Here is a 20142-nt window from a genome sequence, read left to right as displayed (position 1 = left end):
TAAAAGCAGAAAAGAAACAAAAATAAAGAATGACAGATTCAACAATCATATCAAAAATATGGAACCTTGCCAACGTACTTCGTGACGATGGTGTTGGTTATGGAGATTATTTAGAACAAATTACCTATTTGCTATTCTTAAAAATGGCAGATGAACTCAATAAACCACCTTACAACAAAGGTTTGGTTTTTCCTAAATTAAAAGATGTAGAAGGCAACGAGATTGCAGATGCAGAAATTTGTAATTGGGAAACTTTATCCAATAAACGTGGTGCAGAATTAGAAGCGTTTTACAGCCAGTTATTGCGTACACTTTCCACAGAAAAGGGAATGTTAGGGCAAATTTTTACCAAAAGTCAGAACAAAATTCAAGATCCAGCCAAACTACTCAAAGTCATTGATATGATTAACAGAGAAGATTGGAATATGATGGGAGCTGACATAAAAGGAAAAATTTATGAAGGCTTATTACAGAAAAACGCAGAAGATACTAAAAGTGGTGCTGGGCAATACTTTACACCAAGAGCATTAATACAAACTATTGTAGCTTGTGTGCAACCCAAACCAATGAAAACCATTGCAGATCCAGCTTGTGGAACTGGTGGTTTCTTTTTGGCTGCTTACGATTGGATTGTTGAAAACAACCAACTAGACCGAGAAGAAAAAGAGTTTTTAAAGAACAAAACCTTTCACGGAAATGAAATTGTGGCCAATACACGTAGAATGTGCTTAATGAATATGTATTTACACAATATTGGCGAAATAGATGGCGAATCGTTTATCAATCCAAACGATGCTTTAATTGCAGACGATGGAAAACGTTTTGATTATGTGTTGGCAAATCCACCTTTTGGTAAAAAAAGTAGTATGACAATTACCAACGAAGATGGAGAAGCAGAAAAAGAAGATTTAAGTTATAATCGTCAAGACTTTTGGGAAACAACTTCAAACAAGCAACTAAACTTTTTACAGCACATTAAAACACAACTGAAAATTGACGGAGAAGCAGCAGTTGTACTTCCTGACAATATTTTATTTGAAGGTGGTGCTGGAGAAGAAGTAAGAAAACAGTTAATGAAAACAGCAGACTTACACACCATTTTAAGATTACCAACTGGAATTTTTTATCGCCCAGGAGTAAAAGCCAATGTGTTGTTTTTCAAAAACAAACCTGCGAGTAAAGAAGCTTGGACAAAAGATATATGGTTTTATGATTACAGAACTAATGTGCATCATACTTTAAAGAAGAAACCAATGCAGTTATCTGATTTGGAAGAGTTTGTAAAGCTTTACAATCCGAGTAACATAAACAAACGAGAAGAAACTTGGAGCGAGGAAAATGAAGAAGGAAGATGGAGAAAATATACTTATGATGAAATCATTGCAAGAGACAAAACGAGTTTAGATATTTTTTGGCTAAAAGATAAGAGTTTAACTGACTTAGATAACTTACCAGATCCGGATATCTTAGCTAATGAAATCATTGAAAACATAGAATCCGGTCTACATAGCTTTAAAGAAATAATGGAAACCATAAATACGCCCTTAGAGAACTGATAAACAAGGCGGAGGAAACCCGCACATAGCTTATTACATAAGAACCGTTGTTTGATAATACCTACGGCAACAAAAAACATTCGTAAATACCATCTCTTTATGAGCCTTTTCGCATTGCTCAAAATGACATTATTTCTAATAACTAAAAGCTAGGTTTTACTTTTCATTTTTAATTTTTCACTTAATAGTGTGAGACTCTTCGCTTTGCTCAGGATGACAGCATAATAATAAAGAGCACTAAAATCTAATAATTAGCCCCGATTGCAGTGGTTATCCTTTTTTATGGGGTGGAAAATCAGTGCGAGAGGGAAAAAGATAGGAACAGAAAGCGGGACTTTGACTAAAAAATCATGAAAACGTACCGCTACTAAAAGAAAAAGAGAGCAAAGTTTCCCTTGCTCTCTTCTCATCATCAACTATAAATTTTTTATTTATGCTCAAACCGAGCTGTAAAGAATCTTAATTGTTTGGGTTCGTAAGCAAATTTTAAGCCCTTGATTTGTTCTTTATTCTTGTACAATTCAATCACTGCATCAGCCACTAAATCCATGTGCCTGTAAGTGTAAACACGACGCGGTATCGTTAAGCGAACGGTCTCTAACTTAGGTGCGTGGTTGTTACCATTTTTATCGCGACCGGCAGAAACAATTCCTCGTTCCATACTGCGAACTCCGGATTCTATGAACAAATTCGCCGCTAAACTCTGTGCTGGAAAATCTTCTTGCTTCAAATGTGGGCAGAAACGACGGGCATCTAAAAACACTGCATGTCCACCAACAGGCTGAACAATAGGCACTCCTGCTTCTTTTAATTTCTCACCCAAATAGCGAACTTGTTTCACACGATGCTCAATATATTCGTACTGCATGGACTCTTTCAAACCAATAGCCATTGCTTCCATATCACGACCTGCCATACCTCCGTAAGAAGGCATACCTTCATATACTACCACCAACTCTTTGGCTTCTTCGAACAATTGCTCATCATTCATACAAAGGAACCCACCGATGTTTACAATACAGTCTTTCTTACCACTCATCGTACAGCCATCGGCATAGCTGAACATTTCTTGAACAATTTCCTTAATGCTCTTGTCGGCAAATCCTTCTTCTTGTTCTTTAATATAAAATGCGTTCTCTACACAACGTGTAGCATCGTAAAACACCTTGATTCCATGCTTTGCAGTCAATTCGCGTACTTCACGCATATTTTTCATGGAAACAGGTTGACCTCCTGCTAAGTTTACCGTAACTGCCAAACAGACGTAAGCAATATTGTCAGCACCTTGTTCATCTATCAGTTTTTGCAGTTTATTCAAATCAATATCTCCTTTGAAAGCTACATCTAAAGTTGCATCGTGAGCTTCGTCACGGATGATATCTACAAAGGTTCCTCCATTACGCTCTTGGTGGTAGCGAGTCGTGGTAAAATACATATTGCCGGGAACGTATTGTCCTGGTTTTATTGCTATTTGTGAGAGCAAGTTTTCAGCACCACGCCCTTGATGTGTCGGCACCATATGTTTGAATCCAAACAACTCTTTTACGGTTGCATCTAGATGTTTGAAGTTTTTGCTGCCTGCATAGGCTTCATCTCCTATCATCATTCCTGCCCATTGCTTGTCACTCATAGCATTCGTACCGCTATCCGTAAGCAAGTCGATATAAACATCTTCCGAGTTTAGTAAAAAGGTATTATAACCGGCTTCTCTCATAGCCTTAACACGCTCTTCTCTCGTGCTCATTTTTACAGTTTCTACCACCTTAATTCGAAAAGGTTCCGCAGGATAATTTTTAATATCCATTTTATTGATTTTTTATGTGAATAATAATTCTATAAATATACTTCAAATGGACAATAAAGCAAAGTGAATTAAACCTTTTTAAGGTTTTGCCTGTTCATTCTATTATTTGAGAAATAACAATAGATTTTTTACAAAAAAAACTGTCCCTAACAAAGTAGGAACAGCTTGATAAAGAGCATTAAAATATTTGAATAATCTATTCTTCGTAGTTTTCTAAACCTACACAAGAACACATTAAATTACGGTCTCCATATCCATCATCAACACGTGAAGTGGCTGGCCAGAATTTATTTTCTCTAAGATAATCAACTGGGTAAGCAGCCTTAGTTCGAGTATATGCATGAGTCCACTCATCAGCCAAAAGCATAGTTTGTGTATGCGGTGCATTTTTCAACACGTTATCATCTGCTGGATAATCTCCATTGTTCACTTCCTCTATTTCTTTTTTGATGCAAACCAATGCTTCAATAAATCGGTCTAATTCTGATAAAGGCTCACTTTCAGTAGGCTCTATCATCAAAGTACCATGTACAGGGAATGATAACGTAGGTGCATGGAATCCATAATCCATTAATCGTTTTGCAATATCAGAATCGGTAATTCCTGCTTCCTTGTTAAATTCATTGCAATCAAAAATCAACTCATGTGCTACGCGACCATTATTCCCTTTGTACAATACTTTCATATTATTTTCTTCCAACTTCTTCGCGATATAGTTTGCACTCAATATGGCTACTTGAGTTGCATAAGTCAAACCTTCGCCACCTAGCATTTTCAAATATGCATAAGTAATAGTATTGACACTTGCAGAACCATAAGGAGCTGCAGCTACCGCACCGATACCTTTTTCTCCACCTACATTTTTCATCACATGGTTAGGTAAGAATGGCACTAAATGCTTCGCCACACCGATAGGACCAACTCCAGGGCCACCACCACCGTGAGGTATGGCAAAAGTCTTGTGTAAATTCAAGTGGCAAACATCTGCACCGATAAACCCAGGGTTTGTCAAATTACACTGTGCATTCATATTGGCACCATCCATATAAACTTGTCCTCCATGTTCATGAACGATATCAATAATCTCACGAATTCTATGTTCATACACTCCATGAGTAGAAGGATAAGTAATCATGGCAGCCGCTAAGTTGTCTTTATGTTTCTCTGCTTGCACCTTTAAGTCCTCTACATCGATATTACCATTTTCATCAGACTTCACGATAACGGGTTCATATCCTACAACAACAGCTGATGCTGGATTTGTTCCATGTGCTGAACGTGGAATCAGCACCTTTTTACGTTCTGCTTGTCCCCTATCGTTATGATATTGGCGAATCACCAATAATCCTGTATGCTCCCCAGTTGCTCCAGAATTTGGCTGAATAGAAATACCTGCAAAACCTGTAATTTTGCAAAGCATATCTTTCAATTCAGCAATCATCTCTTCGTAACCTTTCGTTTGCTCGTCTGGTGCAAATGGATGAATGCTATTGAACTCAGACCAAGATAATGGAAACATTGAAGTGGCGGAGTTTAATTTCATTGTACAAGATCCTAAAGGGATCATTGCTGTATTTAATCCTAAGTCTTTGCGCTCCAACTGTTTAATATATCTCATAAATCCTGTTTCAGAACGGTATTTATTGAACACCTCAGCAGTTAGAAAATCAGATGACCTCAACAGAGATTTTGGTAAATTCACTTCTTCATCAACTTCAATCTCTGGAGCCGATTTTCCAAGAGCCCTTGCAAAAACTGCGACTAATTTCTCTACTTGTTTAGTATTGGTGTTTTCTCCAAAACTAATTGTAATGACACCTTCAAAAGGATAATTGAAGTTAATTTTTTGAGCTAGAGCCTCTTCTTTCACTTTTATTTGCTCGGCTCTTGTAAGATTGATGCGAATAGTATCAAATACATCCTCAGCATGTACTTCTAATCCCATAGCACCTAGAGCTTTTGCTGTAGCGTAAGCATTACTGTGAATATTTGTTGCAATACGCTTCAGTCCTTCTTTACCATGATATACAACATAGAAAGAAGCCATGGTTGCTAACAATGCTTGAGCTGTACAGATATTAGAGGTTGCTCGCTCTCTTTTAATATGCTGTTCACGAGTTTGCAATGCCATACGTAAAGCCTTCTTGCCTTCAGCATTTTTAGTAACTCCTATGATACGCCCGGGGATAGTACGTTTATATTCCTCTTTACAAGTGATAAATCCTGCATGAGGTCCACCATAGCCTAATGGAATACCAAATCGCTGTGTACTGCCACAAACGATATCAGCACCCCACTCTCCCGGAGGTGTCAGTAACACTAGGCTCATCACATCAGCGATAACCGTGAGTTTTATTCCTTTTTCTTCTAATGATTTAGAAAATTCTCTATAATCAACTACAGTTCCATTAGCATTTGGATACTGCACTACTGCTCCAAAGAAAGATTCATCTAACTCAGCTGTTTTGTAGTCACCTATTCTCAAATCAAAATCAAGTGCTGTAGCTCTTGTTTTGATTAAATCTAAGGTCTGAGGAAATACACATTCATCAACAAATATTTTATTGACTCCTGCTTTCTTCATTTTAGCAGTTCTTGCTGAATACATCATATAAATAGCTTCATGCGCAGCACTAGATTCGTCTAACAAAGAACAGTTTGCTAAGGGCATGGCTGTTAAATCCATCAACATGGTTTGGAAGTTCAACAAAGCCTCTAAACGACCTTGAGAAATCTCTGCTTGATAAGGAGTATATGATGTGTACCAAGTTGGATCTTCCAATACGTTTCGAATGATTGGTGCTGGAGTTACCGTCTCGTAATATCCTTGTCCAATATAATTTTTAAAACATTTATTCTTAGCTCCAAGTTCCTCCATATGAGCGTACATTTCTGCTTCAGTAAAAGGCTCATCTTCAAAAACAGGTTTCTCCAATTGAATATTCTGAGGGATAATCTCATTCATCAACTCCTCTAAAGAAGACGCTCCTACAGTTTTTAACATCTTTTGTACATCTTCCTCGGTAGGTCCAATGTGTCTGTTTATAAATAAATCTTTCTTCATTTGTATATCTTTTTTGATTGTAGCCCGTGCTAAATTCTACAATCTGTTTCTGTATGAATTAAATGACTATTACACAATAATCTAATTGACCACAAATCTATATTAATTAGAAATTAAAAAAAAACGTTTTTATCTTTTTTTTGATACTTATGAATCAAGTCCACTTTTACACGGGTTTCGATTTTGTCCCTTAGCTGAAAACATGTATTTTTACAGTAATTAAAAAAATTAATATTATGACAATTAAAAACTATATTGAAGAGAACAAAGAACGTTGGTTAGAGGAACTTTTTGAAATGATTCGTATTCCATCTATCAGCTCTATTCCAGATCACAAACCTGATATGTATAAAGCTGCAGAAAAGTGGGTTGAGTTATTAAAAAAAGCGGGAATAGACAAGGCAGAAATCTATGACACCCCTGGAAATCCTGTAGTCTATGGTGAGAAAATGATAGATCAAAAACTACCAACCGTATTGGTTTACGGGCACATGGACGTGATGCCGGTTGACCCTATCGACTTATGGGATAGTAAACCTTTTGAACCTGAAATACGTGATGGTAAAATTTATGCGCGTGGAGCTGATGATGATAAAGGACAATCATTTATACAACTGAAGGCTTTTGAATACCTTGTAGCTAATGGCTTGCTAAAATGCAACGTTAAATTTATGGTAGAAGGAGAAGAAGAAGTTGGCTCTCCCAATTTAGGCGCTTGGTGCGAAGAGCACAAAGAGATGTTAAAGGCTGACGTTATTTTGGTATCTGACACGGGAATGTTAGCTAGAGATATTCCTTCAATAACTACAGGACTTCGTGGTTTAGCTTACTGGCAGGTAGAAGTTACTGGACCAAACCGCGACTTGCACTCAGGAATTTATGGTGGTGCTATTGCTAATCCTATCAACGTACTATGTGATATGATAAGTCAAATGACTGATAAAAATAACAAAGTTACTATCCCAGGCTTTTACGATGATGTAGAAGAAGTTTCTGAAAAAGAACGCACATTATTAAACAAAGCTCCTTTTGATTTAGAGGAATACAAAGAGTCTTTAGATGTGAAAGCAGTGCATGGTGAGGAAGGATTTAACACAAGAGAGCGTACAGGAATCCGTCCATCATTCGATGTGAATGGTATCTGGGGTGGCTACACCGGTGAAGGTGCTAAAACGGTAATTCCTTCAAAAGCTTATGCGAAAATTTCTTCACGCCTAGTACCTAATCAGGATTATCATAAAATTGCTGATTTGTTCAAAAAGCATTTTGAGTCAATTGCTCCTGATTATGTAAAAGTAAATGTTGAAGTTTTACATGGAGGTCAAAGCTACGTATGCCCTATTGATTCTAAAGCTTACGAAGCTGCTTCAAAAGCATTTACAGAAGTATATGGCAAAGAGCCTGTTCCTGTCCGTAGCGGTGGCAGTATTCCTATTATTTCCACATTTGAAGATGTGTTGGGTATCAAGTCATTATTAATAGGATTTGGTTTAGAGTCTAATGCGATTCATTCTCCCAACGAGAATTTCCCATTAGAGCAACTATATAACGGAGTAGAAACTGTTGTGTCCTTCTACAAACATTTTACAGCATAGAACTCATTAAGAGAATTGGATATGGTTTTGGGCTTGTTTCAAAATAGTTTATCCAATTCTTTATTTTAGATTATGACTACTGATTTTAATATTGAAATACTTGCCTGTGTCACTTGCAATAACGCAATTCTTCAAGACTTAGGATCTCTGCAAGGAGTATTTGGTGCCACCATTGACCGTATTAATGGAAAAATAAGTATTATTCATACAGATGAAATCAGCAGAGACAGTTTAAAAGAAAAACTTTCCGGACTAGGATTTAAAATCATTGAAGATTAAGCCTTTATTTTTGAAGCTTGAAATATTTATCCATAACTAAGAGCGAGAGTAATTTTTCTCGCTTTTTGTTTTTAAATTGCTCAACATGTTTATTGGCATTTCGGATAATTTCTTTGGAAGCAACTGGATTGTTGTGATAAAAGGTAATTTTCTCAATTAAATCTGAAAAATCATCTTTCACTTCTATATAATGATAGTCGGGAATAAGAGTCCCTTCCATAAACCAGGTTTCGTATTTAGGTCTAGGCATTACGGCAATAGAATTAGAAGACATCACCCACTTTAAATTTGTGGCAACGTCATTCCCTTCCAAACTCATCACAAACTGATACTTTAAATGCTCATAAATGGGTAACTTTTCTTTAAGTTCATAATCAAAGTCAACCAAGTTATCATTAATATGCCCAATGTCACATAGTGGATGGTTATGATACTCCTCTATAAAATTCATACGTGTTTTCTTACGAGGATTTGCTTTTCCTCTCCATAGCAATTTGAATTCTTTATCTTCAAAATCTCTTTTGTCATTCACAAAAACAAAATGACGAACTTTGTTTAATTTTAACAATACGCTATTCTCATTTTCACCGTGTATAGGACGACTTTTGACGAAAGAAAGTTCTTCTGGAATTTCAGTCACATCCCCTAAAATATAATTCATAGTATGTGTATCTGGGAAATATCTTGAATACTGGTAAATATCAAAAAAATAATTCTTGCAACGTGCTCTATATTTAAAATCACTTAGTTTCTCCCCTTTTTTCAATGCAAATTTCTGGTCAATTTTAAGGTAATAATCTAAGCGTTTTTGCAGGTATTCTCTATCAAAGTCTGAAACTTTTTTTAATTCATACTCAAGTCTTAATTGACATAATTTTCTTGGTATAATGAGTCGAAGATAGTTTAGAAGAAAATAGGTAAACTTACTATTTTTCCAGAATGCTGATCGAAATTGTGCATAGAATTTTTGCATAGACTCCATGGGCACAAATATAAATGATTTTTTTATAGTATAATAAAAAAGCACCTTTCTGGCAGGAAAGATGCTTTTTCAATATCATCAAACACCAAACTACTTGATTTCCAACAATTCTACATCGAAAACAAGTGTAGATCCGCCTTTTATTTTAGGAATTTCCCTATCACCATAAGCTAATTCCGATGGGATAAACAACTTCCATTTAGAACCAACAGGCATTAACTGTAAGGCTTCATCCCAACCTTTAATGACTCTTCCTTCTCCCACTACGAATTCGAATGGAGCACGTCCTTCATTTTCTGTAGTATCAAATACAGTTCCATCAATTAAGGTACCTTTATAATTCACTTTTACAGTATCTCCTTTTTGTGGCACTTTGCCCTCTCCCTGCTCTATAACTTGGTATTGCAAACCGCTTTCAGTGGTAATAACACCAGCCTTTTCCTTGTTTTCTTCCAAAAACTTCACTCCTTTGTCTTTGTTTTCTTCAAGGTCTTGTTTTGCTTTTTCTCTTTTCTTCTCGTTTTGTTTCGCTAAATAACCATTCCAAATACGAATAGCTTCATCTCTAGTAATTTTAGCAGTTGTATCCTCTTCCAATCCAACAACAAGTCCTGAATGAATAAGATCATGATTCAAAACTTCATTTTCAAGAGAATTCTTTTTGATATCAGAACCTATCAACACGCCGAAGCTATAACTAGCTGAATCTAGATCAGAAGTAAGAGTTGGGTTTTTATCAACAGTCTGTTTCCCACATGAAGCTAATAGGGCTACTACCCCTAAAATTAAAAATACTTTTTTCATTGTTAATTATTTTAATATTGTTTATTTGATTATTCTGGTTTGTCCGTAGAAACTATTTCTAGCAATTCTATCTCGAAAATAAGTGTTTCGTTTGCTCCTACTGCTCTTCCTGCTCCACGCTCTCCATATGCCAAATCTGAGGGAATGTATAACTTCCACTTAGCACCTATTGGCATCATTTGGAGACCTTCAACCCATCCATCAATCATATCCATCACTTTAAACTCTATGGGATTCTCTCTGTTCCAATTTTCATCAAAAACTTCTCCATCTATCGTTGTACCTCTATACAGACATTTCACTGTACTATACAAACTTGGACGTGGACCTTCTGCCATCTTTAGCATTTCATACTGCAATCCACTGGGTGTTGTGTAAACTTCGTCTCTTTTAGCATTCTCTGCAAGAAATGCCTCTCCTTTTGCTTTATTTTCTTCTGCTTTTGCTTGGCGTTTCCCCATGATGTAACCAACTAATAGACTATCAGCCTTTGACATGTCCCACAGTGTTTCCTCGTTATTTATCTTCTGACGCAATGCTTCAAAGAAAACAGCTTGATTAATATTATCAATATCTGTACGCAACAAGCTTTCGCCCATTGAAATACCAATACTGTAACTTAATGAGTCCCTCATATCCTTCAAAGGAACTTTCTTTTCCTGACTAAATGCTGTGTTGAAAAAAGTAGCTGTGCAAATAACAATAAGTAGGTATTTTTTCATTGAAATTTTTCATTTTAAAATTACAACTACAAAGGTACAATTTTATTTTCTGACAGTACAATAGCATATTCCTCTATTTCTAAGTGTTTTTGCAATAAATATCCTAACTTTGTCATAAACTATATATTATTTTTCAAAATTATACTTATGAAAACAGTGCAAGTTTTAGATAAAAGGTTCAAACTATCTATATCTGAAGAGGATATTCAAAAACGTGTAAATGAAATCGCTCAGCAGATGAATAAAGACTTAGAAGGTAAATCTCCTTTATTCGTCTGTATCCTGAATGGTGCGTTTATGTTTGCTTCAGACATTTTCAAACAAATCACGGTTGAGAATTCCTCTATAACTTTCTTTAGACTTTCTTCATACGTTGGGACAAAATCTACAGGAAAAATAAAACTTATTATGGGTTTTACAGAAGATTTAGCAAATCGCACTGTAGTCATCTTAGAAGATATCGTGGATACTGGCGTTACTATCCAAAATACAATAGAGCAGGTAAAAGCTCACAAACCAAAAGAAATTTATATTGCAACTCTAGTCTATAAACCAGAGGCTTGTAAAGTTCCTGTAAACTTAGATTATGTGGGTTTTGAAATCCCCAATAAATTTATAGTTGGCTATGGACTAGATTATGATCTTATGGGACGCAACTTGCCGGCTATTTACACTTTAGCAGAAGATGAATAAGAGACAGTTACATATCATCATTATGGGCGCTCCTGGCTGTGGTAAAGGTACGCAAGCGAAACAGATTGTGTCAAATTTCGGTTTCGTGCATCTTTCTACAGGGGAATTATTTCGTAAAAAATATTCTCAAAAAAATCAGGAAACTATAGCTTTTAAACATGCTATTGATAAAGGCGGTTTTTTTAGTGATGAGATGGCTTATCAGATTATTCAAGATTTCATTAGTGAGAATAGTGAAGTGGAAGGGATTATTTATGATGGATTTCCTCGAGATATTGCACAAGCAAAATATTTCAGGAAGCATATTTGCACAAATCCTATCGTTATTGAATTAAAAGCTGATGAGGAGCAACTTATCGACAGGATACTCAAACGGGCGTCTAAAAAAAATCGTAAAGATGATCAATCAGAAAAAACTATTCAACACCGAATGGAGCTGTACCGAAAGAAAACCTATCCTGTGGTAGATTTATTCGCTAAAGAAGATTTACTGCATACATACCACAGTGAAGGCAAGATTGAAAAGGTCGCCAATCAAATAAAAGAGTTAATCGAAAAAATGCAACAAAAACACTAAAGAATAATGGCAGAATCAAATTTTGTAGATTATGTAAAGATATTTACCCGTTCTGGAGCTGGAGGAAATGGCTCTGCCCACTTACGTCGTGACAAGATAACTGCAAAGGGCGGTCCCGATGGCGGGGATGGTGGTCGCGGTGGACACGTCATTTTGCGTGCAAACCCTCAACTATGGACACTCATTCATCTAAAATACCAACGCCATGTCTTTGCAAAAGATGGGGAGAACGGTAGCCAGAGCCGAAGTACCGGAGCCAATGGCGAAGATGCTATTATTGAGGTACCACTGGGAACTGTGGCTAAAGATGCTGATACTGGCGAAATTATAACAGAGATTACTGAAGAAAATGACGAAGTAATTCTTCTTAATGGCGGTCGTGGCGGTCAAGGTAATTGGCACTTTAAATCAGCAACGATGCAAACGCCACGTTTTGCCCAAACGGGTGGCGAACGTAAAGAACGTACAGTTATACTTGAACTAAAAGTACTTGCAGATATTGGATTAGTAGGTTTCCCTAGTGCGGGAAAATCTACGTTATTGTCTGTAGTTTCTGCAGCTAAACCTAAGATTGCTGCTTATCCATTTACTACATTAGTCCCCAATTTGGGTATCGTTACCTATCGTGACAATCTTTCATTTGTAATGGCAGACATTCCTGGCATCATTGAAGATGCACATCTAGGCAAAGGTCTGGGCATCAGATTCCTACGGCATATTGAAAGAAATGCCACACTTCTCTTTATGGTACCTGCTGATACTAAAGACATTAAAAAGGAATACGAAATACTACTCAACGAATTAAAACAATATAATCCAGAGTTGCTCGATAAAAAGAGACTATTGGCTATTTCTAAGTCAGACTTACTAGACGATGAATTAATTGCCGAAATGAAACAAGAGTTACCGGAAAATATACCAACTATTTTTATCTCAAGTGTATCGGGAAAAGGAATTACGGAATTGAAAGATATGATTTGGAAGACACTTAATTGATTACTTTTTTAGATTATAGGTGATGGCTAACTATGCTGAAATTATTACGAAAATATATAATGACACTTTAGCTATAAAAGATAAAGGAAGTTTAGCTACGTATATCTCAGAATTGGCAAATACTGATTCTAATAAGTTTGGTGTCTATATAACTACTGTAGATGATGCAAGTTTTGGAATAGGTGACTATTTAGAATCTTTTTCTATTCAAAGTATCGTAAAAGTGCTTTCCTTGGCTATTGCTTACAAACTTTTTGGGGAGGATATTTGGAAACGCGTTGATGTAGAGCCTTCTGGCAATAGTTTTAATTCTTTGATTCAATTAGAGGCAGATAACGGAATACCACGGAATCCTTTTATCAACGCAGGAGCCATTGTAACTTCTGATATTCTTCTAAGCTATTTGCCTGACACCAGAAAATATTTCTTAGATTTTATAAGGGAGTTGGCTGGAAATGACGACTTAGATTATTGTGAACGTATCGCTGACTCCGAGTGGGCTACAGGATATCGGAACATTGCAATATGTAATTTTTTAAAATCTTTCGATAATATCCAAAATGACCCCAATGAGGTACTCGATTTATATTTTAACCTGTGTTCTATTGAGGTGAATTGTAAAGATTTGTCGAATATTTTCTCCCTTTTTGCAAACGAAGGGCGCATGCTCAATAAAAACAAGCAGGTTTTAACGAAGAGCCAAACCAAGCGTATTAATGCTATTATGCAAACCTGTGGTTTTTATGACCAGTCAGGAGATTTTGCTTTCAGAGTAGGTTTGCCGGGAAAAAGTGGCGTTGGTGGCGGTATCGTTGCCATACATCCTGAGCGTTATGCTATTACCACCTGGAGTCCAAAGCTGAATGAAAAAGGTAACTCATACAGAGGAATGTATTTTTTAGAAAATTTCACTACTGAAACAGAATTTTCTATTTTCTAGATTGTCGCCGTTCCTCACGACGCTTTCTGCGACTTTCTTTCTTATTATAGCCTATTTCGCCTTGGAATTCCTGATTTCTCTCATGTATGGCTACCACACATTTCTTTACTTTTTCAGGTGTTAATCTTCCAACATAGGGTTCCCAAAAGCTATCATTATTAAAGGAAGTCACATCAGTTTCTTCAATAGCATCTTTGGCGTCTTTATTTTTCTTCCAAAAAGCTGTAGCATCACCATCAAACAGCCTAGGTTGCTGATAGAAAAATTCTGATTCTGCATAGCTGTCCAGCAATCGTCTCTTTTTTCTCATAGAGCCACCAAATCTAAGATAGTCATAGGTTTTGTACCATTTTCCATCATTCCCAATTGCATAAGAGTTCATCATGGTTAATTGATCCAATACGGGTCTGTAGCCCATTAATCGGATAACACTTCGCGCTATCCACGGCACAAATTCTTTATATAAATCCACATTTTGGTTTGCAATTCGGATTTCTGAAAAAGCATAGGTTGCACTGTCAATAAGCAACTGACCTTTAATAATTGTTTTCCTTTTATGTATTAATTCGACTAACACACGATGTGAAGTTCTGCCTCTATACTTCATAGTGCCATTATATTTTAACTCAGACGAAACATCTAATCCTATGCTTAGTCCTTTTTTATTTGAGTCTTCATCACTTTCCTCCACAGCATCTTGTTCCCTACTTATTTCAGAAAATAATATCGTCGGATCTAAACCGGTAATCTCACGGGTAATGGCTTCATTAAAAAAAGAAATGGTATCTTCTTTCATTTTAAACATATCATTCAAAGTCCACAGTTGCAGTGAATCTTGAATGCCTCGTGCTTTCAAAGTTTTATTGATTTGATGATATTCTCCGGTAGTATGTTTGGGCAGTTTTAATTTATAAGCATCTACAATATTTTCTGAAGCTCGAAAACAAACACCTTTATCAAAATACAGTTCCCTATTGAAGTTTCGTTGCACTGTAGAATGGTCAACATCATGATTTTTAGCTCTATTTTTAGCTGCCTTTTCTAAAAGTTCATAAGGATTTATGGGATAAATAACCACCTCCCCCAACACATTACTATCCAGTTCCAATTTTATCAATTGGTTTTTCATTAAATCGCTTATGGCTATTGTTTTCTCTTTGTACGATAAAGAACTGACTACAATACTATCCTGCTCATATCCAGCAGGTAAATCCAAAACGTAATCCCCATTTTCATCCGCCTGTACACCATACAGCGTGTTTTTAATAATAAGCATCGCAAATGGAACAGGGTTCTCACCCCCTGCCTCCTCTACCCTTCCAGTATAAATTTTATTTTCAGCTTTTATTGAACTGAAAATTAAAACTGTGAGCAACACAAGCAGGAAACGTTTCATAGACTTTATTTTTGGGTTTTAGATTTTCCAAAAGTAGAAAAACTCTATTCTTAAAAACGAGTAACAATTCACATTTACCATATTTTAACACAAAGCATAAGCCCCTTAACATTCTTTGTTTTTTTGAATAAAGCGTATCTTTGTCTTAATTACAACAAAATAAAATGGCAAGATATTTTGTAGAATTAAACTATAAAGGCACTGATTTTCATGGTTGGCAAGTGCAACCCAATGCCGTAACCGTACAAGAAACTTTAGAAAAAGCTTTTAGTCTAATCCTAAGAGAAGATGTTAAAATAATAGGCTGTGGCCGTACGGATACTGGCGTACACGCGCAACAGTTTTTTGCACATTATGATAGCGAAAACCTTAGCATACCATTAGAAAAGCTATGTTACAAATTGAATAGCCTGCTTCCTAAGAGCATTGCTATCCAAAGGATTTTTGAAGTACAAAACAAGACACATGCACGTTTCGATGCGACTTCGCGGACTTATAAATATTATATTTCAAAAGTAAAAACGCCTTTTGACTATGAAAAAAGCTATTTCTACCCTTTTGCTTTAGACCTTCAAAAGATGAACGAAGCCTCTCAATTATTGATGAAATATGAGGATTTCACCAGCTTTAGTAAATTACATACTGATGTAAAAACGAATATTTGCCAAATTAGAGATGCACATTGGAAAGAAAATGACGAGCTATTAATTTTTACGATTACAGCAGATAGATTTTTGAGAAATATGGTGCGTGCTATAGTCGGCACGTTATTGGAAGTTGGAAAAAATAAATGCACTGTCCGCGATTTTCAAGATATCATTTTAGCAAAAGACAGGGCTAGAGCAGGTAGCTCTGCACCCCCGGAAGGTTTATTTTTACACAAAATCGCTTATCCTTTTATAAATTAATTGAACACAGAATGTACTATACGATAGAGACACAAGATAAAGAAACCAATGCCCGTGCTGGAATATTGCATACCGAACGTGGCGATATACACACCCCTATTTTCATGCCTGTGGGCACACTTGGAACGGTAAAAGGAATTCATTTTAAAGAATTACGAGAAGATGTGAATGCTGAAATTATTCTTGGCAATACTTATCATCTTTATCTCCGTCCCGGGTTAGAGGTTTTGGAAGAAGCTGGCGGTGTTCATAAATTCAATGGCTGGGATAGACCAATGCTGACCGACAGCGGTGGTTTTCAAGTATTTTCTTTAGCAGAGAACAGAAAACTGACAGAGGAAGGAGCAACATTTCGTTCTCACATTGATGGCTCGAAACATCTTTTTACTCCAGAAAATGTGATGGATATCCAGCGCATTATCGGTGCTGATATCATGATGGCATTTGATGAGTGCCCTCCCGGAGATGCTCTGTATGATTATGCAAAAAAATCATTAGACCTTACCGAACGATGGCTAGACCGTTGCGTAAAACGCTTTGATGAAACCCAACCTAAATATGGCTACGAACAACAACTCTTCCCTATTGTACAAGGTTGCACGTATAAAGATTTAAGAATACGCTCTGCTGAGAACATAGCAAAATTAGACCGTGCAGGAAATGCTATTGGAGGCTTAGCTGTAGGTGAACCAGCTGAAGTGATGTACGAGATGATAAGTGTGGTCAATGAAATCTTACCAAAAAGCAAACCACGCTATCTAATGGGTGTAGGTACTCCCGAGAACATTTTAGAAGCTATTGCATTGGGTGTAGATATGTTTGACTGCGTAATGCCTACACGAAACGGTCGCAATGGCATGATTTTCACAAGTGAAGGGAGTATTAATATCAAAAATAAAAAGTGGGAAAAAGATTTCTCTCCATTAGACCCAGACGGTACATCATTCGTAGATTCTGCCTATTCTAAAGCGTATGTAAGACACCTTATTAAAGCAAACGAAATGCTTGGAGCACAGATTTGCAGCCAACACAATATAGCCTTTTATCTGTGGCTGGTAAGAGAAGCGCGTACACATATTAACAATGGAAATTTTAATTTGTGGAAAAATGAAATGGTAAAAAAGTTAGGAGTTAGGCTATAATTTTATAGCTTTACCGATTAAAATTGGCTATTTATGCTAAAAAAGATAGACTGGTATATTATCAAGAAATTCCTCGGGACTTTCTTTTTTTCACTACTCCTCATTATTATAGTAGTGCTTGTATTCACTTACTCTGAACAGGCTGATAATTTCCAGTACAACAATGCTCCAAGTGATGTTATTGTAAAATATTATTTAACATTAGCGCCTTTCTTTGCAACACTTTTCAGTCCTACTTTTACATTCATTGCGGTGGTCTTTTTCACTTCTAAGATGGCTTTTAACTCTGAAATTATAGGAATGTTTAGCAATGGAATTAGTCTACACCGATTGCTTAGACCATATTTTGTGGGTGCATTTATAATTGCTGCCTTTTCTTTTATCCTTACCAACTTTATTTTGCCATCAACAAATGAGATTAAAAATGATATCTATGATAATTATATCACTAAAAGACGTGGAGGACAGCAAAATACCAACATTCATATGCAATTAGAAAAGGGACTGTTTATTTCTATCGGTTCTTATTCTACTGATAAAGAAATAGGAAGACGGGTAAAAATGGAACGTTTCGAGGATGGGGTTATGCAATCTACACTCACAGCTTCAGAAATTGTATGGAATAACGACAATCAAAATTGGACTTTAAAACAATATAACATTCGAGATATTAACGATTTAAGTGAAACGATAACAAAAGGTAGAGCATTAGATACAGTTATCAATCTCGTACCCTCTGAACTGATAATAAAAGACAACTCTACAGAGTCTATGACCTTAGTCGAGTTATATCGATTCATAGAAGATCAGAAAACAAAAGGAACTAATAATGTAGCTGAGTATCAAGTTAAACTATACGAACGTTTGGCAAGTCCGTTAGCTACATTTATTTTAACACTTATAGGTGTTTCTCTTGCCTCAAGAAAAATACGAGGCGGAGTTGGACTACATTTAGGATTAGGACTGCTTATTGCTTTCTCTTTCCTTATGTTTATGAGAGTATCTACGGTTATTGCTTCCGCAGGTACAATCACTCCATTGCTTGCAATCTGGCTACCCAATATTATTTTTGCCTTGATTGCCTATATTCTGTATAGATTAGCACCGAAGTAAACAACTAAAATCATTAATGTATGGCATTAACAAGAAACATCCTTGACTTAAGGAAAAGAAAACAAACTATTGAAAAAGGCGGTGGCGACAAAGCCATCCAGAAACAAGTATCTATGGGTAAGTTGACTGCACGTGAACGTATCCTTGCGATAGTTGATGAAGATTCTTTCAACGAGTATGATATGTTTGTTGAACATCAAGCTCGTGATTTTGATATGGACAAAAAAGTCCTTCACGGTGATGGTGTTATTACAGGAACAGGAACGATATTCGGACGCCCTGTTTGTATTTATGCACAAGATTTTACCGTTGCCGGCGGTTCGCTAGGTTTAATGCATGCTAGAAAAATCACTAAAATGATGGATCATGCCTTAAAACTGCGGGTGCCCCTTATTGGTATTAATGATTCTGGTGGAGCACGTATTCAAGAGGGAGTTAATTCTCTAGCAGGTTATGGTGAAATATTTTTCCGAAACACTTTGGCATCAGGCGTTATTCCTCAACTATCAGTGATTTTAGGGCCTTGTGCAGGGGGCGCGGTATATTCTCCTGCCCTCACCGACTTTGTTTTTGTGGTAGAGAATATTTCTAAAATGTTTATCACAGGACCTGAAGTGATTAAAACAGTGCTTGGTGAAGAAATAAGTATGGAAGATCTCGGTGGTGCAAAAGTTCATAGTGAAATCACTGGGAATGCACACTTTTATGCGCTAAGCGAAAAAGAGTGTTTTAAGCAAATCAAAGAATTGCTTTCATTCATTCCTTGGAATAATGGAGAAAAAGCGCGCTCATATCCCGCAAAAAAGCCAAAGAGAGGCTATAAAATTCAAAATATCGTTCCTAACGATCCTTCTCAACCTTATGATGTCCGAGATGTGATAAAATCATTAGTGGATGAGTCTTACTTCTTCGAAGTGATGGAGAAATTTGCTCCAAATATTGTTATTGGTTTTGGTCGCTTAGAAGGTGATACTATAGGCTTTATAGCTAACCAGCCAAAATATTTAGCAGGTGTGCTAGATTGCGACTCTTCTGATAAAGCCGCACGTTTTATCCGCTATTGCGATGCTTTCAATATCCCTATTATCACTTTAGAAGATATGCCTGGTTACCTTCCGGGAGTTGATCAAGAACATATGGGTGTAATCCGCCACGGTGCTAAAATTCTATATTCTTACAGTGAAGCAACAGTTCCTAAGATTACAGTAGTACTTCGCAAGGCCTATGGTGGTGGTTATATTGCCATGAACTCTCGCCATTTGCGTGCTGACTTTATGTTCTCATGGCCAAATGCTGAAATTGCAGTGATGGGTCCAGAAGGTGCTGCAAATATTATTTTTAGAAAAGAGATAATGAATGCTGAAGATCCTGACAAAATGCGTAAACTTAAAGTAAAAGAATACAAAGAAAAGTTTGCCAACCCTTATGTAGCAGCTGCCAAAGGTTATATTGATTCGGTAATAGAGCCTGAAGAAACCAGAAAAACATTGATACATGCCGTAAACGTTTCTAAGAACAAGCATGATGGACGTCCAAAGAAGAAACATGGATTACCTCCATTTTAAAATGAT

Annotated in this window: 17 protein-coding genes; 11 read left to right on the top strand and 6 right to left on the bottom strand. The window is 36.5% G+C overall.

Features of this window, described 5'->3' with window-relative positions; genetic code table 11:
• Positions 1 to 29: 29 nt before the first annotated feature.
• On the top strand, positions 30 to 1556 hold the full coding sequence (locus C7377_RS06625; protein WP_116496548.1) for a class I SAM-dependent DNA methyltransferase: 1527 nt from the start codon (positions 30 to 32) through the stop codon (positions 1554 to 1556).
• Between the two features lie 427 nt (positions 1557 to 1983).
• Here C7377_RS06625 and C7377_RS06620 read toward each other — a convergent pair whose 3' ends face one another.
• Positions 1984 to 3360: a tyrosine phenol-lyase gene (locus tag C7377_RS06620; RefSeq protein WP_116496547.1), complete on the bottom strand. Its 1377-nt coding sequence runs from the start codon at positions 3358 to 3360 to the stop codon at positions 1984 to 1986.
• A 196-nt stretch (positions 3361 to 3556) separates the two neighbouring features.
• Positions 3557 to 6424, bottom strand: a complete 2868-nt coding sequence (gcvP, locus tag C7377_RS06615; protein ID WP_116496546.1) for an aminomethyl-transferring glycine dehydrogenase — start codon at positions 6422 to 6424, stop codon at positions 3557 to 3559.
• A gap of 236 nt (positions 6425 to 6660) precedes the next feature.
• Between gcvP and C7377_RS06610 the strand changes: the two genes are divergently transcribed.
• Both C7377_RS06610 and C7377_RS06605 read left to right on the top strand, forming a co-directional pair.
• Complete coding sequence (locus C7377_RS06610; protein WP_116496545.1) at positions 6661 to 8019, top strand: dipeptidase; 1359 nt, start codon at positions 6661 to 6663, stop codon at positions 8017 to 8019.
• 72 nt (positions 8020 to 8091) lie between these two features.
• Entirely contained in the window at positions 8092 to 8298 is a 207-nt protein-coding gene (locus tag C7377_RS06605; protein WP_116496544.1) for a heavy-metal-associated domain-containing protein, read from the top strand.
• 4 nt (positions 8299 to 8302) lie between these two features.
• Here the strand turns inward: C7377_RS06605 and C7377_RS06600 are convergent, their stop codons facing one another.
• The 3 genes from C7377_RS06600 to C7377_RS06590 all read right to left on the bottom strand — a co-directional run bounded on the left by C7377_RS06600 (position 8303) and on the right by C7377_RS06590 (position 10806).
• Positions 8303 to 9271, bottom strand: coding sequence for a glycosyl transferase family 90 (locus tag C7377_RS06600; RefSeq protein ID WP_116496649.1), 969 nt, complete (start codon positions 9269 to 9271; stop codon positions 8303 to 8305).
• Positions 9272 to 9370: 99 nt separating this feature from the next.
• Complete coding sequence (locus C7377_RS06595) at positions 9371 to 10084, bottom strand: FKBP-type peptidyl-prolyl cis-trans isomerase (protein ID WP_116496543.1); 714 nt, start codon at positions 10082 to 10084, stop codon at positions 9371 to 9373.
• Between the two features lie 29 nt (positions 10085 to 10113).
• Positions 10114 to 10806, bottom strand: a complete 693-nt coding sequence (locus tag C7377_RS06590) for an FKBP-type peptidyl-prolyl cis-trans isomerase (protein ID WP_116496542.1) — start codon at positions 10804 to 10806, stop codon at positions 10114 to 10116.
• 147 nt (positions 10807 to 10953) lie between these two features.
• Here C7377_RS06590 and hpt point away from each other — a divergent pair, with 147 nt between their 5' ends.
• The 4 genes from hpt to C7377_RS06570 are packed head-to-tail and all read left to right on the top strand — an operon-like array spanning position 10954 to position 14012.
• Complete coding sequence (gene hpt, locus C7377_RS06585; protein WP_116496541.1) at positions 10954 to 11499, top strand: hypoxanthine phosphoribosyltransferase; 546 nt, start codon at positions 10954 to 10956, stop codon at positions 11497 to 11499.
• Complete coding sequence (locus tag C7377_RS06580) at positions 11492 to 12076, top strand: adenylate kinase family protein (RefSeq protein WP_116496540.1); 585 nt, start codon at positions 11492 to 11494, stop codon at positions 12074 to 12076. Before hpt ends, C7377_RS06580 begins: the two co-directional genes overlap by 8 nt.
• Positions 12077 to 12082: 6 nt before the next feature.
• Positions 12083 to 13072: a GTPase ObgE gene (gene obgE / locus C7377_RS06575; RefSeq protein ID WP_116496539.1), complete on the top strand. Its 990-nt coding sequence runs from the start codon at positions 12083 to 12085 to the stop codon at positions 13070 to 13072.
• 22 nt (positions 13073 to 13094) lie between these two features.
• Positions 13095 to 14012, top strand: a complete 918-nt coding sequence (locus C7377_RS06570) for a glutaminase (protein WP_116496538.1) — start codon at positions 13095 to 13097, stop codon at positions 14010 to 14012.
• Here C7377_RS06570 and C7377_RS06565 read toward each other — a convergent pair.
• Positions 14002 to 15408 (bottom strand): carboxypeptidase-like regulatory domain-containing protein, encoded by a 1407-nt coding sequence (locus C7377_RS06565; RefSeq protein WP_116496537.1) that lies wholly within the window; start codon positions 15406 to 15408, stop codon positions 14002 to 14004. The two genes, C7377_RS06570 and C7377_RS06565, sit on opposite strands and share 11 nt — an antisense overlap.
• A 164-nt stretch (positions 15409 to 15572) precedes the next feature.
• Here C7377_RS06565 and truA point away from each other — a divergent pair, with 164 nt between their 5' ends.
• Genes truA through C7377_RS06545 form a run of 4 tightly spaced genes read left to right on the top strand, consistent with a single transcriptional unit; the run spans position 15573 to position 20136 of the window.
• Positions 15573 to 16316: a tRNA pseudouridine(38-40) synthase TruA gene (truA, locus tag C7377_RS06560; protein WP_116496536.1), complete on the top strand. Its 744-nt coding sequence runs from the start codon at positions 15573 to 15575 to the stop codon at positions 16314 to 16316.
• A gap of 11 nt (positions 16317 to 16327) precedes the next feature.
• The gene (gene tgt / locus C7377_RS06555; protein WP_116496535.1) at positions 16328 to 17458 is read left to right on the top strand and encodes a tRNA guanosine(34) transglycosylase Tgt; all 1131 of its coding nucleotides are present in this window, start codon (positions 16328 to 16330) and stop codon (positions 17456 to 17458) included.
• 33 nt (positions 17459 to 17491) lie between these two features.
• Positions 17492 to 18571 carry an LptF/LptG family permease gene (locus C7377_RS06550; RefSeq protein WP_116496534.1) on the top strand — a complete coding sequence of 360 codons (1080 nt, stop codon included), beginning with the start codon at positions 17492 to 17494 and terminating at the stop codon, positions 18569 to 18571.
• A 20-nt stretch (positions 18572 to 18591) separates the two neighbouring features.
• A complete protein-coding gene (locus tag C7377_RS06545; protein WP_116496533.1) occupies positions 18592 to 20136 on the top strand; it encodes an acyl-CoA carboxylase subunit beta in 1545 nt (514 codons plus the stop codon).
• Positions 20137 to 20142: the final 6 nt, after the last annotated feature.

The sequence above is a fragment of the Balneicella halophila genome, from assembly GCF_003096835.1.
Lineage (GTDB): Bacteria > Bacteroidota > Bacteroidia > Bacteroidales > Balneicellaceae > Balneicella > Balneicella halophila.
The sequence above is the reverse complement of the archived record's forward strand: the minus strand, read 5'-3'. Positions and strand labels throughout refer to the sequence as shown.